Annotated in this window: 11 protein-coding genes; 5 read left to right on the forward strand and 6 right to left on the reverse strand. The window is 54.2% G+C overall.

Annotated features, from left to right (window positions below; genetic code table 11):
• Positions 1-24: 24 nt before the first annotated feature.
• Positions 25-1,686 (reverse strand): HTH-type transcriptional regulator SgrR, encoded by a 1,662-nt coding sequence (sgrR, locus tag NR114_RS19195; protein ID WP_046374530.1) that lies wholly within the window; start codon positions 1,684-1,686, stop codon positions 25-27.
• Between the two features lie 90 nt (positions 1,687-1,776).
• Between sgrR and sgrT the strand changes: the two genes are divergently transcribed.
• From sgrT to NR114_RS19210, 3 genes are all read left to right on the forward strand, one after another.
• Entirely contained in the window at positions 1,777-1,950 is a 174-nt protein-coding gene (gene sgrT / locus NR114_RS19200; RefSeq protein ID WP_020825191.1) for a glucose uptake inhibitor SgrT, read from the forward strand.
• A gap of 159 nt (positions 1,951-2,109) precedes the next feature.
• On the forward strand, positions 2,110-3,315 hold the full coding sequence (locus NR114_RS19205) for a sugar efflux transporter (protein ID WP_256814464.1): 1,206 nt from the start codon (positions 2,110-2,112) through the stop codon (positions 3,313-3,315).
• Between the two features lie 141 nt (positions 3,316-3,456).
• Entirely contained in the window at positions 3,457-4,929 is a 1,473-nt protein-coding gene (locus tag NR114_RS19210; RefSeq protein WP_020825193.1) for a DASS family sodium-coupled anion symporter, read from the forward strand.
• A gap of 134 nt (positions 4,930-5,063) precedes the next feature.
• Here NR114_RS19210 and leuD read toward each other — a convergent pair whose 3' ends face one another.
• From leuD to leuL, 5 genes are all read right to left on the reverse strand, one after another.
• On the reverse strand, positions 5,064-5,666 hold the full coding sequence (leuD, locus tag NR114_RS19215) for a 3-isopropylmalate dehydratase small subunit (protein WP_020825194.1): 603 nt from the start codon (positions 5,664-5,666) through the stop codon (positions 5,064-5,066).
• A gap of 9 nt (positions 5,667-5,675) precedes the next feature.
• Positions 5,676-7,076 (reverse strand): 3-isopropylmalate dehydratase large subunit, encoded by a 1,401-nt coding sequence (gene leuC / locus NR114_RS19220; RefSeq protein ID WP_046374527.1) that lies wholly within the window; start codon positions 7,074-7,076, stop codon positions 5,676-5,678.
• A gap of 1 nt (position 7,077) precedes the next feature.
• The gene (leuB, locus tag NR114_RS19225) at positions 7,078-8,169 is read right to left on the reverse strand and encodes a 3-isopropylmalate dehydrogenase (RefSeq protein WP_041414192.1); all 1,092 of its coding nucleotides are present in this window, start codon (positions 8,167-8,169) and stop codon (positions 7,078-7,080) included.
• Between the two features lie 2 nt (positions 8,170-8,171).
• Entirely contained in the window at positions 8,172-9,746 is a 1,575-nt protein-coding gene (gene leuA, locus NR114_RS19230; RefSeq protein ID WP_020825197.1) for a 2-isopropylmalate synthase, read from the reverse strand.
• 89 nt (positions 9,747-9,835) lie between these two features.
• Positions 9,836-9,919, reverse strand: a complete 84-nt coding sequence (leuL, locus tag NR114_RS24315; protein WP_104410921.1) for a leu operon leader peptide — start codon at positions 9,917-9,919, stop codon at positions 9,836-9,838.
• 686 nt (positions 9,920-10,605) lie between these two features.
• Between leuL and leuO the strand changes: the two genes are divergently transcribed.
• Positions 10,606-11,553: a transcriptional regulator LeuO gene (gene leuO / locus NR114_RS19235; RefSeq protein WP_129941537.1), complete on the forward strand. Its 948-nt coding sequence runs from the start codon at positions 10,606-10,608 to the stop codon at positions 11,551-11,553.
• A gap of 461 nt (positions 11,554-12,014) precedes the next feature.
• Positions 12,015-13,817, forward strand: a complete 1,803-nt coding sequence (locus tag NR114_RS19240) for a long-chain fatty acid--CoA ligase (protein WP_256814465.1) — start codon at positions 12,015-12,017, stop codon at positions 13,815-13,817.
• The last annotated feature ends 27 nt before the right edge of the window (positions 13,818-13,844 follow it).

Raw genomic sequence — 13,844 nt, forward strand, 5'->3', positions numbered from 1 at the left:
CTAACGGGCGCCGGTGAAAGGTGCTTATGCTTCCGGCGGCGCAAACCAGGCGGATTTGAAATCAAACCAACCCAGAGTGTTCATTCGCACGCCGCGCATGCTGCGCTGGCCATGCAGTTGCAGCCAGTGGTGGAACAGAGGATGCAATTGATGGCCGCTGACCAGACGTTGGCAAAAGTCCGCCAGCGGCAGGGCATTGGCGCGCCACAGCGCCGCATCTTCGGACAAGTCCTCACTCATGCAGTGCTGCATCAGCGGCAGTTCATACAGGGTGGCGAACAGTGAGAACTCCAGCGGCAGGTAAAAGTTGGCGCTGCCGAGCCACAAATCGGTGCTCGCGTCGCCTTTATGCCAGGTAGCGTAATCGACAATCTGAATATTCAGCTTAATGCCGTGCTGCGCCAGCAGCGGCTCGATCGCCTGCTGAATGGCGTGGAACTCCGAATGTTCGCTGTAGTAGGTCAGGGTCAGTTCGGTCAATCCGGCCGGTTTGGGCTGCAATGCCAGCGCGCGATTGTGGTGCCAGCGCGGCAGAATGCCGTAGGCCGGTGACCAATAGCGTTGATAAACAGGGCCGGCGTTGCTCAGGAGCGAAATAGGGTTGATCAGTTCGCATAACCAGCTGCGGATGACCGGATCGGCCGCCAGCGGGGAGCGCTGATCGAATAGCAGAAAATAGCAGCCTTCTTCCAGTCGACTTTCCAGCTCGTTTTTCCCGGTATCGTCCGCCTGGAGCTGTACGCCGGAGTGTACCAGTTCTTCGGTTACCTCTGGCAGCACCCAGATATTGACCTCGTCGATCAGTGCGCGATAGCCAAAGTAATCATCAAAGGCGTGAATTTTCATCTGGCTGCGGTGATTGCGCACCACGCTATAGGGGCCGGTACCGACCGGATGGCGCGAGAACTCCGGCAGGCTCTGCCACTCGCGCGGCAATATCATGGCGTGTACGCTGCCCAGCAGCCACGGCAGCCAGTAATCGGGGCTGTGCAGATGCACGTCAATCACGTAGGGCGTCGGCGACGTCACGCGTTCGATATGGGAGAACAGCGGTTGTGGCATCAACCGGCTGAGCGAACTGATGACATCTTCCATTTCCAGCTCGCGCCCATGGTGGAAATGAATGGCCGGGCGTAAATAAAAGCGCCAATGCAACGGCGTTAAAGCTTGCCAGTGATGAGAAAGATCGGATTCCAGTTCCCCGTTTTCCTCATTTATCCGCGTCAGGCCGCTGAAAATTTGTCTCGCCAAATGGGTTTCCGAGCGGCGCAGCGCCGAGCCCGGCAACAGATTGTACAGTTGCCGATAATAGAGCACGCGCAGGATGTGTTTACCCTGACGAAAGCTGCGGCCCAGTTGGGACAGCAGCATCTGCCGCACCACATTTTTATCGCCGACCAGTTGCACCAGCTGATCGATACGATCCTGCTCCAGCAACTCCTCGGCACGCTGCTGCTGCAGCGCCAGACCGGTATAGTGAAAGGTCAGTTGCGAACGCTTGCCGCGCCCCGATTCTGCCTGCCAGGTCAGCCAGCCCTGCTGCTGCATGGCGCCCAGTAACGAACGCACGTGGCGGCGCGAGCAACTGAGCACTTCGGCCAGCTCTTGTAACGTGGTTTCGGTCGGTTCGCCATGGCAGCGCTGCCACAGGCGAATGAACTGCTGTTGCAATCTGGAAGTGGACATAAAAGAGGAAGGCTCCGGCGGTAACCCATCAATTTATCTTTCCCTATATTACGCCGATAATTTTCCTCAATGAAAGGGGGAGGGCGACGGATGAAAGTTTTCTTGTCAAAACAGTTCTATCAGCGCTACTTCAGCGCAGTACGCCGGCAGCACGCTGACTGGTTGGGACTGGTACCTGAACAGGCGCGGCTGGAGATGTTGGCCCACCTGACCCAATGGGATATCGCGTCAATGACGGACAAGCAATACCGCGAGCACCTCTGAGGCTTCGGTAGCGAAAGTGTTTCTGAGTAATGGTGTTGTTCACCAGCCAGTGGGGTTATACCCACTGGTTTTTTTATTGTGGGCTGCGGGGATATTCTTGCAATTTTTTCCCCTTGGCCTAAGGTTCTGTCTTCCGCATTAAGGGCCTGAGACGAAGATATGAAACGACTGCATTGGCTGCCACGCCGCTTTAATCCCGTCTTTGCCGCTTTCCTGCTGATTGCTTTCCTTTCCGGTATTGCCGGAGCGCTATTGGCGCCGACCCTGAGCCTGTTTTTAACCACCGAGGTTAAGGTCCGACCGCTGTGGGTCGGTCTGTTCTATACCGTTAACGCCATTGTCGGCATCGCGGTCAGTTTTCTGCTGGCCAAACGTTCGGACACGCGCGGCGATCGACGCAAGCTGATCCTGGTGTGCTGCCTGATGGCGGTCGGCAATTGCCTGCTTTTTGCCTTCAACCGCGACTATTTGACGCTGATTACGGCCGGGGTGCTGTTGTCGGCAATTGCCAACACCGCCATGCCACAGATTTTCGCACTGGCGCGGGAATATGCTGACAGCTCGGCACGTGAAGTGGTGATGTTCAGCTCGGTCATGCGTGCGCAGCTGTCGTTGGCCTGGGTGATTGGCCCGCCGCTTTCGTTTACGCTGGCGTTGAATTACGGCTTTACGGTGATGTTCGTTATTGCCGCGGCGACCTTTGCAATTTGTGCATTACTGGTGTGGTTTACGCTGCCTTCGGTGCCGCGTGTCGCGCCGGTAGAACCTGCCGATACGCTAATCGCAGCGCCTTCGGCACCGATTGCCCCAGTCAGCGCCTGGCGGAACCCGGATGTCAGGCGGTTGTTTATCGCCTCGGTGCTGATGTGGACCTGCAATACCATGTACATCATCGACATGCCGCTGTATATCACCGCCGATCTGGGCCTGCCGGAGAACCTGGCGGGACTGCTGATGGGCACGGCGGCCGGGCTGGAGATCCCGGCGATGCTGCTGGCCGGTTATTACGTCAAGCGCTTCGGCAAACGCAATATGATGCTGTTCGCCGTGGTGGCAGGCATCCTGTTTTATGCCGGGCTGGTGGTGTTTAAATTCAAGCTGGCGCTGATGGTATTACAGCTGTTCAATGCCATCTTTATCGGCATTATCGCCGGTATTGGCATGCTCTATTTCCAGGACCTGATGCCAGGGCGGCCCGGTGCGGCGACAACGCTGTTTACCAACAGTATTTCTACCGGGGTGATCCTGGCCGGGGTGCTGCAGGGTGCGTTGGTGGAAAACCTGGGTCATTACGCGGTGTATTGGCTGGCGGCACTGCTGGCGGTGGCGGCGTTATGGATGAGCGTTCGCGTGCGAGAAATGTGAGTTTAAACGTCGTCAACATTGACGCATGTCATTGAGAACATTACGCCAACGGCCCAAGCTAAACGAAACCGGAGCCCGATCGCTGTGCTCCCGCCCATCTTGCTGCTGAGATGCCGATCCGTTTAGAAAAGTGGGTATGTTATGGATAAACTAACACCGCTCAAACCTGTCCCTTCCCTGTGTGCCGTCGTCGTCGCTCTGCTTATCTGGTTTGTGATCCCGGTTCCCGAAGGGGTTGCGCCTAATGCCTGGCATCTGCTGGCGCTGTTTATCGGCACTATCATCGCCATCATCGGCAAGGCAATGCCGATTGGTGCGGTTTCCATCGTGGCCATTGCACTGGTGGCCGTAACCGGTGTCACTAACCCCGGCAAACCGGGCGCGGCGCTCAATGATGCACTTAGTGGGTTCTCCAACCAGTTGATTTGGTTGATCGGTTTTTCGATCATGATCTCCCTTAGCCTGAACAAAACCGGGCTGGGCGCGCGCATTGGCTACTACTTTATTTCGTTGTTCGGTAAGAAGACGTTGGGGATCGCCTATGCATTGACGCTGGCGGAAACCACCCTGGCGCCAGTTACCCCAAGCAATACCGCCCGAGGCGGCGGGATTATCCATCCGATCATGAAGTCAATCGCCGACAGCTTCGGCTCGCGGCCCGATCTGAATACCTCAGGCAAAATTGGCCGCTATCTGTCGCTGGTGAATTACAACATCAACCCTATCACGTCGGCGATGTTTATCACCGCGACTGCGCCTAACCCGCTGATCGTCAGCCTGATCGCCAAGGGTACGCACGGCAACTTTGAGCTCTCCTGGTCAATGTGGGCAATTGCCGCTCTGGTGCCGGGCGTGTGTTCGTTGATCGTTATGCCGCTGGTCATTTATCTGTTGTATCCACCGGAGGTGAAAAGCACCCCGGACGCGCCGCGCTTCGCCCGCGATAAGCTACAGGCTTTGGGGCCAATCACCTTGCCGGAGAAAATCACCCTGGCAGTGTTTGCTCTGTTGCTCGTGCTATGGGCCGGCATTCCGGCGATGATCTTTGGCCCGGCGCTGGCGGTTAACCCCACCACGGCCGCGCTGATTGGCCTGGCGGTGCTGTTGGCGACCGGCGTGCTGAGTTGGGAAGACGTTTTGAAGCACAAAGGGGCCTGGGATACGGTGGTGTGGTTCTCTGCGCTGGTGATGATGGCCAGTTTCCTCGGCAAGTTGGGGTTGATTAGTTGGCTGTCGCAGACCGTGGGCAGCGGTATTGATCATATGGGGATGAGCTGGGTGGGCGGCACCGTGCTGTTAACCATCATCTACCTGTATTCGCACTACTTCTTTGCCAGCACCACCGCACACGTCACCGCCATGTTTGCCGCCTTCTTTGCCGCCGGCGTTGCGCTCGGGGCGCCACCGGCGCTGTTGGGCCTGATTCTGGCGTTTTCGTCTTCTCTGATGATGTCACTGACCCACTATGGTACCGGGACGGCGCCGATCATTTTCGGTTCCGGCTATGTGACGCTGGGCGAATGGTGGAAAGCCGGTTTTGTGATGAGCGTGATTAACCTGCTGATTTGGATGTTAATTGGCGGGGCCTGGTGGAAGTGGCTGGGTTATTGGTGATACCCGTCATACTTGAAGCTGCTGCTATGTTGGCTGCGTAAGCGCACCCCTGTCACTTAGTTCACTAAGCTCCAGGGGATTTACTTACTTGCCGCCTTGCCGCAGCTCCAATTATTTAGGGTATTAGCCGCTGATCAGTTCAGAAACGCGGGCTGCTGCGCCTCGTAGCGAGAAATATCCGCTTCGTGTTGCAGCGTCAGGCCGATGCTGTCCAATCCGTTAATCATGCAGTGGCGGCGGAAGCTGTCGATCTCAAACGGGTAGCTTTTGCCGCCGGCATTGACCGTCTGATTCTCCAAATCGACCACGAATTCGACTCCTTCGTTGTCTGCGACCAGTTTGAACAATTCATCAACCTGTTGTTCGCTCAAAGTAACCGGCAGCAGCTGGTTGTTGAACGAGTTGCCGTAGAAGATATCGGCGAAGCTGGGCGCAATCACCACTTTAAAACCATAATCGGTCAGTGCCCACGGAGCGTGCTCGCGTGAGGAGCCACAGCCAAAGTTTTCGCGCGCCAGCAGGATGCTGGCACCCTTGTAGCGCGGCTTGTTCAGCACGAACTCAGGGTTTGGCTGCTGGCCGGCGTCGTCGAGGAAGCGCCAGTCGTTAAACAGGTGCTGGCCGAAGCCGGTACGCGTCACTTTCTGTAAAAACTGTTTTGGAATGATGGCGTCGGTGTCGACGTTAGCCGCGTCCAGAGGCACGACCAAACCAATATGTTGAGTAAATTTAGACACGTTAGCCCCTTAGTGAATATCACGGATATCGGCGAAATGACCGGCAACGGCCGCCGCCGCTGCCATCGCAGGGCTGACCAGGTGAGTACGTCCACCGCGGCCCTGACGCCCTTCGAAGTTACGGTTGCTGGTGGAGGCACAGCGCTCGCCGGGGTTCAGACGATCGTTGTTCATCGCCAGGCACATTGAGCAGCCCGGCAGACGCCATTCGAAACCGGCTTCAATAAAAATTTGATCCAGGCCTTCCGCTTCCGCTTGAGCTTTCACCGGGCCGGAGCCCGGCACCACGATCGCCTGTACGCCATTGGCAACCTTGCGGCCTTTGGCGATTGCCGCAGCCGCACGCAAATCTTCGATACGTGAGTTGGTACAAGAGCCGATAAACACTTTGTCGATCGGCACTTCGGTCAGCTTGATGCCCGGTTTGAGGTCCATATAGGCCAACGCTTTTTCTGCCGAGGCACGTTCCACCGGATCGCTGAACGATTCCGGCGCCGGGATTGCCTGATTAACGGCAATAACCTGCCCTGGGTTGGTACCCCAGGTAACCTGTGGCGCGATGTCTTCGGCGCGCAGGGTCACTACGGTATCAAATTTGGCGTCATCATCTGACTTCATGGTGCGCCAGTAGGCGACGGCCTGCTCCCAGTTGTTACCGGTTGGGGCAAACTGACGGCCTTTCAGGTATTCAAAGGTGGTGTCGTCCGGAGCCACTAACCCGGCTTTGGCGCCCATTTCGATCGCCATGTTGCACAGGGTCATACGGCCTTCCATGCTCAGCGCTTCAATCGCTTTGCCACAGAATTCCACGACGTGACCGGTACCGCCGGCGCTGCCGGTTTTGCCGATGATCGCCAGCACGATGTCCTTGGCAGTAATGCCTTCGGCGGCATCACCGGTGACTTCAATCTTCATGGTTTTGGCGCGACCCTGTTTCAGGGTTTGGGTAGCCAGCACATGTTCCACTTCCGAGGTACCGATACCGAAGGCCAGTGAGCCGAAGGCCCCATGCGTCGCGGTATGAGAGTCGCCGCAGACGATGGTCATGCCCGGCAGCGTCATGCCCTGCTCAGGGCCGATGACGTGTACGATGCCCTGGAAAGGGTGGTTCAGGTCATACAGCGAGACGCCGAATTCAGCACAGTTCTTGATCAGCTCCTGCATTTGAATACGCGCCATCTCGCCGCTGGCGTTGATGTCTTTGGTTTGGGTCGAGACGTTGTGGTCCATAGTGGCGAAGGTTTTGCCAGGTTGGCGCACCTTGCGGCCCATGGCGCGCAGACCGTCAAATGCCTGTGGCGAAGTGACTTCGTGCACCAGATGGCGGTCGATATACAACAGCGGCGTTTCGTTCGGCGCTTCGTACACCACGTGGGCATCGTACAGCTTCTGATATAAGGTCTTGGCCATGTTATGCCCCCTGAGCTACAAAGCGGGCGATGATGTCACCCATTTCATCGGTGCTGATGGCTTTACCGGTACCTGCCAGATCGGCGGTGCGGTAACCCTGTTCCAGCGCCTGGTTGATTGCGCGTTCTACGGCATCCGCTGCTTCAGTGGCACCCAGGCTGTAACGCAGCAGCAGGGTGGCGGACAGGATCTGGGCGATTGGGTTGGCGATGCCTTTACCCGCGATGTCCGGTGCAGAACCGCCTGCGGGCTCGTATAAACCGAAGCCTTGCTCGTTCAGGCTGGCGGACGGCAGCATGCCCATCGACCCGGTGATCATTGCGCACTCGTCGGACAGGATATCGCCGAACAGGTTGGAACACAGCAGCACGTCGAACTGCGACGGGTCTTTGATCAACTGCATGGTGGCGTTGTCGATATACATATGCGACAGCGACACATCTGGGTAATCCTTGGCGACCTGATTGACCACTTCGCGCCACAGAATCGAGCTCTGCAATACGTTGGCTTTATCAATCGAGGTCACTTTATTGCGGCGCTTGCGGGCAGATTCGAAGGCGATGCGCGCAATGCGTTCGATCTCGAAGCGATGATAGACCTCGGTGTCGAAAGCGCGCTCCTGCATACCCTGGCCTTCACGGCCTTTCGGCTGGCCGAAGTAGATACCACCGGTCAGTTCACGCACGCACAGAATATCGAAACCGCGGGCGGCGATGTCGGCCCGCAGCGGGCAGAACTCTTCCAACCCTTGATACAGGCGAGCAGGGCGCAGGTTGCTGAACAGTTTGAAGTGCTTGCGCAAGGGCAGCAAGGCACCGCGTTCAGGTTGTTCTGCCGGCGGCAAGTGTTCCCATTTCGGGCCACCTACTGAACCGAACAGGATGGCGTCGGCTTGCTCGCAACCGGCGAGGGTTGCCTGTGGCAGCGGACTGCCATGACGATCGATGGCAATACCACCGACGTCGTACTCGGCTTCGGTGATGCGGATATCAAAGCGCTGACGCACTGCGTTCAACACTTTACGCGCTTGGGCCATTACTTCCGGGCCGATTCCGTCTCCGGGCAAGACGGCAATGTGGTAGGTCTTCGTCATGTTCACACCGTTTCCTGATTATTTTGATGTTTGTTTTGCTGCAGACGCTGCTTTTCTTTTTCTACCTGCTGGGAGCGCCAAATATTATTCAGTACGTGAACCATCGCCTTGGCGGAGGATTCCACGATGTCGGTCGCCAGACCTACGCCATGGAAGCGGCGGCCGTTGTACGACACCACGATATCAACCTGGCCCAGCGCATCGCGCCCCTGACCCTTGGCGGTTAATTGATATTTCACCAGTTCGATCGGGTAACCGGTAATACGGTTGATTGCCTGATAAACCGCATCAACCGGGCCATTGCCGGTGGCCGCTTCGGCTTTCTCTTCTTCGCCGCAGACCAGTTTCACCGAGGCGGTGGCCATAATGCTGCTGCCTGACTGCACGCTGAAGTAATCCAGGCTGAAGTGCTCTGGCTCTTCCTGCTGCTTATTAATGAAGGCCAGCGCTTCCAGGTCGTAATCGAACACCTGGCCTTTTTTGTCGGCCAGCTTCAGGAAGGCAGCGTACAGATTGTCCAGGTTGTAGTCCTGTTCCTTATAGCCCATCTCTTCCATACGGTGTTTCACCGCAGCGCGACCGGAACGGGAAGTCAGGTTCAACTGTACATCCTTCAGACCTATGGTCTGCGGGGACATGATTTCGTAGTTTTCGCGATTTTTCAGCACGCCGTCTTGGTGAATACCGGAAGAGTGGGCAAAAGCATTGGAACCGACGATCGCTTTGTTGGCCGGGATCGGCATGTTGCACAACTGGCTGACAATCTGGCTGGTACGGAAGATTTCCTGATGATTGATGTTGGTGTGCACGTTCATGATGTCCTGGCGCACTTTGATCGCCATGATCACTTCTTCCAAGGAGGTGTTGCCTGCGCGTTCACCGATACCGTTCAAGGTCCCTTCAACCTGGCGGGCGCCAGCCTGTACTGCGGCGATGGAGTTGCCGACCGCCATGCCCAGATCGTCGTGGCAGTGGACGGAGATAATGGCTTTATCGATATTCGGTACGCGGTCATACAGGGTGGTGATAATACCGCCAAACTGGTTCGGGGTGGTGTAGCCCACGGTGTCTGGGATATTGATGGTGGTCGCGCCGGCATTGATAGCGGCTTCCACCACGCGACACAGGTTATCGATTGGCGTACGGCCGGCGTCTTCGCAGGAGAATTCTACGTCGTCAGTGTAGTTACGGGCGCGCTTCACCGAGCGTATTGCCATCTCCAGCACTTCGTCGAACGAGCGCTTCAGTTTTGATTCAATATGCAGGGTCGAGGTGGCCAGGAACACGTGAATGCGGAACGCTTCGGCGACGCGCAATGCTTCGGCCGCGACGTCGATGTCTTTATCTACGCAACGTGCCAAGCCACAGACACGGCTGTTTTTAATCTGGCGAGCGATGGTTTGCACGGATTCGAAATCACCCGGTGAGGAGACAGGGAAGCCTACTTCCATGACGTCGACACCCATTCTCTCCAGCGCCATCGCTATCTGAATCTTCTCTTTCACGCTCAGGCTGGCCTGCAGCGCTTGCTCGCCATCACGCAAAGTTGTATCGAAAATAATGACTTGTTGGCTCATCGGGTGGTTCCTTATCGTGTTTATTTCACGCTAAGCGGGTAAAAAAAAACCCGCGCAGTAGCGCGGGTTTGTTATGAGGGTGGGCTGAATCAGCTCTGAACTCCGTCCACCGGCATACCGCGCAAACAAGATGCGTTAAGTAGTAGGCCTAGTAGACGGTAAGTGTGGTTCATAGCGGTTCAACTCTCTAAAATAATGTCGTTGCCTAATTTGATACGTTATTGGCTTAACTATGTCAACACCTGATTGAAAATGAGGGTACTCCTTTAGAGCCCGATTAGCGCACTCTGAGAAACAGACGATAGTTCGGAGAAAAATGACATTGTCAGAGAAAAATTGAGGGCGGGTTTGCGGCCCGGTTAGCATAAATGAAATGAATATATATCCCTGCAATTGCTTCTGACTGTCATTGCGTTAAAATTAAAAATGCAAAAATCACGAGGCCGTGTTTGCCAAAATTAAAAATGGCGGATTCTGTATTTTTAGCATTCATACCTTATAAGAGGAGTGTGTTTTTTAAAATCGTTAGTAAAGTTAACAGATACCCAAAGGTAACAGGTTGGTTATTGGATGACGTATGCTTTCGAATACTGTCTGGTGGGACACCAGTAATGGAGAACGACGGCTTGTTATGAAAGTCATTAAAAGGATGTCAGAAGATTTTATGCTGTCGATGAAGATAACGTAATGAAAACTGAATTTTGGCTTTAAACCATGTTGGTACATAGGACGATGCTCGAGCCCGGCTTAAACTGGCGGCTGAGATATGACTAATTCTTTCTTGCGTAATTAAGACTGCGATTTCGTTGTTTTAGTTAGGTTTGATGAATTATCTACACAGGACTTAGTGGAGTGGGATATGTCGGAATTTAATTCGGAAATTGTTGTTGATAAAGACGCTGGTGATATTCATTTACGCAGCGTCGATCTGAATTTGCTCACGGTATTTGATGCGGTTATGCAGATGCAGAATATTACCCGAGCGGCGGGTCTTTTGGGGATGTCGCAACCGGCGGTGAGCAATGCCGTCGCACGTTTGAAACTGATGTTTAACGATGAGCTGTTTGTACGCTGTGGGCGCGGCATTCAACCTACAATACGGGCGAAACAGCTGTTCGGTCCGGTCAGGCAGGCATTGCAACTGGTGCAAAATGAGTTACCGGGTGCGGAGTTCGAGCCCTTTACCAGTGAGCGCGTTTTCTCTATCGCAATTTGTAGTCCGCTTGATTTACGTTTGGGGGCGTCAATAGTCAACCATTTAAAGGAAATTGCGCCACAGACTCATCTAAAAATAAAATCTTATATAAGCAATAACATCGATAATCAATTGCGTTATCAAGAGGTCGAGTTCGTCATCGGTTATATCAACTTTGAATGCTCCGAGTTTAAACGCGTGGCGCTTTTTGAAGATGAGCTGGTGTTGGTTGCTGCCAAGAAACATCCTAGAATTAAAGGCGAAATTACGCCGAAACAGATTATGGCAGAGCCGCATGCAGTAGTTTCATTAGAGAGTTTTTACTCTTTCAGTAAACCTTACTATATAGAAGAGTCGATGCAGCGCCTCGTCACTCAGCAATGTACAGATTTATATAGCGTGTTGAATATCGTTTCCAATACTAACACAATTGCTATTGTTCCAGCCTGGTTGGCCCGGCAGCAGGCTGACGCATTGCAATTGCAGCTTATTTCGCTGCCCTGGAATGAAAATAAGGCTACCTGTTACCTTGCTTGGCATGAATCTGCAGAACGTGATAAGGGGCATCAGTGGATGAAAATCGTGCTTGGCCAGCCTGATACACCAGAGTAAATCAGCTTACCAATTACCCCCGAGATGATGATTTCTTATTGGGGGTGATTTGTACTGTCGATTTACTAGGAATTACCTTGGGATTAACTAAGAGTTGTCTTTATTTTTCCACTCTGCATTAACTCTTTTCGAAATTTGTCAGATAGGCACATTAAAAAAATCAATATAAAATTATATCCTGCAATTTTAATTATATTTAGTTTTTATCTCTGTTTATAAACCCGCCTCCGAGCTCTGCATTTTGCGATCGGGATAAAACCTTTTCATTCCCCTTCTGTCCAACGGTGAGACGCGGTGAAATTAACCTGAGTTTTAGCTCACACTTCTACGCTGAAATCTCTTTTCCCGCCGCCATAGACTAGGTAGACTGCGCGAAAAAAAGTAAACACGTGTAAGCTGAGATGTGGGGCGACCATCCTGCAACAAGCTAACTGTTTGATTCATTTCAGGCTTAGAGCGCTATGATCAATAATCTGCTGCAATACCATTTGACTCACCGTATACAGCACCAAATTTCTCACCGTGCCGATCGCACTGCTTTTCGCCAATGGTCTCCCCAGGGGGAGACCCAAATGACCTGGAAGCAGGTCGATACGCATATCAATCTCATCGCCAGTGCGCTGTTGGCATTGGGTACCGACGTGCAGGAACGTATCGCGATTTTTGCCAATAACTGCATGGCCTGGTCGCTGGCGGATTTGGCCATTCTGCAATTACGGGGTGTGAGCGTGCCGCTGTATGCCACAAACACGCCGGCCCAAGCGGCTTTTATCATCAATGACGCCGATATCCGTATTCTGTTTGTCGGCGAGCAGGCTCAATTGGATGCCGCCATCGCGCTGCGCGGTGTGTGTCCGCAACTGAGCCACATTATTGTATTTGATGACAGCGTCGACCTGCATGGTTGTGAGATTGCCCAACACCTGAGCACCTTTGAACGTGAAGTCGACGTAGCGGCGTTCTCATCCCAATTGCAGCAACGCATAACCGATTGCGATCTGCGGGATCTCTTCACGCTGATCTATACCTCCGGCACCACCGGCGAACCCAAGGGTGTGATGCTGGATTATCGCAACCTGGCTGCACAGCTTTATCTGCATGATGAGCGGCTGACGGTGAATGAAGAGGATGTGTCTCTCAGTTTCCTGCCGATGTCACACGTGTTTGAACGGGCCTGGAGCTTCTTCATCATGCACTCTGGCGCGCAAAACGTGTTCTTGCCGAATACCGATTGGGTGCGCGAAGCCATGGCGGCGGTGCGTCCGACGCTGATGTGCGCGGTGCCGCGCTTTTACGAAAAAATCTTCAGCGCAGTGCATGAAAAGGTCGCACGTGCGCCTTGGCTGCGTCGGGCATTGTTCCATTGGGCGATTGTCTGCGGTGAGCGCAAGTTCCTGCAGGAGCGCGCCGGCAAGCCATTGGGCAAGCTGTTCGATCTTTCTCATCGCTGGGCCGATAAACTGGTGCTGAGCAAGCTGCGCGGTATCCTCGGCGGGCGTGTACGCTTCTTGCCGGCCGCGGGCGCCAAACTGGACGACAATGTCATTCTGTTTTTCCAGGCGATGGGCGTTAACATCAAATACGGTTATGGCATGACCGAAACCTGCGCCACCGTCTCCTGTTGGGAAGAGGGCAATTTCCGCTTTGGCTCGATTGGCAAGCCCTTGCCGGGGGTTGAAGTGCGTATCGGCGAGGAGAATGAAATTCAGGTGCGTGGGCCGGTGGTGATGCGCGGCTATTTCAATAAACCGCTGGAAACCGCCGCCTCCTTTACCGAGGATGGCTGGTTGAAGACCGGCGATGCCGGCGCCATGGATGAAGGCGGCAACCTGTTTATCACCGAACGGCTGAAGGATTTGATGAAAACTTCTGGCGGCAAGTACATAGCTCCGCAGATGTTGGAAGGCACGCTGGCGCAGGATCGCTTTATCGAGCAGGTGGCGATCATCGCCGATGCGCGTAAATTCGTTTCCGCCCTGATCGTGCCCAGCTTTGAATCTCTGGAGGAGTATGCGAAATCCATCAATCTGAAGTATCAGGATCGGATCGAGCTGTTGCGTCACAGCCATATTCTGGAAATGTTTGAAAGCCGCCTGCGTGAGATGCAAAAAGAGCTGGCGCGCTTTGAACAGGTAAAAAGATTTACCTTGTTGCCTGCCGCCTTCTCGATGGAGTTGGGTGAGCTGACGCCAACGTTGAAGCTACGTCGTAAGGTCATTTCACAGCGCTATCAGCGTGAAATTGACTCCATGTACCAGGATTAGGTCAGAGATTGTCGCCGGACGGATTGT

The organism is Serratia sp. Ser99, from assembly GCF_024519545.1.
Classification (GTDB): Bacteria; Pseudomonadota; Gammaproteobacteria; order Enterobacterales; family Enterobacteriaceae; genus Serratia; species Serratia liquefaciens.

Coding starts and splice junctions, on each gene's coding strand:
- leuL (WP_104410921.1), bottom strand. CDS start 9,919: ATGAACCACACTTACCGTCTACTAGGCCTACTACTTAACGCATCTTGT.
- leuB (WP_041414192.1), bottom strand. CDS start 8,169: ATGACGAAGACCTACCACATTGCCGTCTTGCCCGGAGACGGAATCGGC.
- leuO (WP_129941537.1), top strand. CDS start 10,606: ATGTCGGAATTTAATTCGGAAATTGTTGTTGATAAAGACGCTGGTGAT.
- sgrT (WP_020825191.1), top strand. CDS start 1,777: ATGAAAGTTTTCTTGTCAAAACAGTTCTATCAGCGCTACTTCAGCGCA.
- NR114_RS19210 (WP_020825193.1), top strand. CDS start 3,457: ATGGATAAACTAACACCGCTCAAACCTGTCCCTTCCCTGTGTGCCGTC.
- sgrR (WP_046374530.1), bottom strand. CDS start 1,686: ATGTCCACTTCCAGATTGCAACAGCAGTTCATTCGCCTGTGGCAGCGC.
- leuC (WP_046374527.1), bottom strand. CDS start 7,076: ATGGCCAAGACCTTATATCAGAAGCTGTACGATGCCCACGTGGTGTAC.
- NR114_RS19205 (WP_256814464.1), top strand. CDS start 2,110: ATGAAACGACTGCATTGGCTGCCACGCCGCTTTAATCCCGTCTTTGCC.
- leuA (WP_020825197.1), bottom strand. CDS start 9,746: ATGAGCCAACAAGTCATTATTTTCGATACAACTTTGCGTGATGGCGAG.
- NR114_RS19240 (WP_256814465.1), top strand. CDS start 12,015: ATGATCAATAATCTGCTGCAATACCATTTGACTCACCGTATACAGCAC.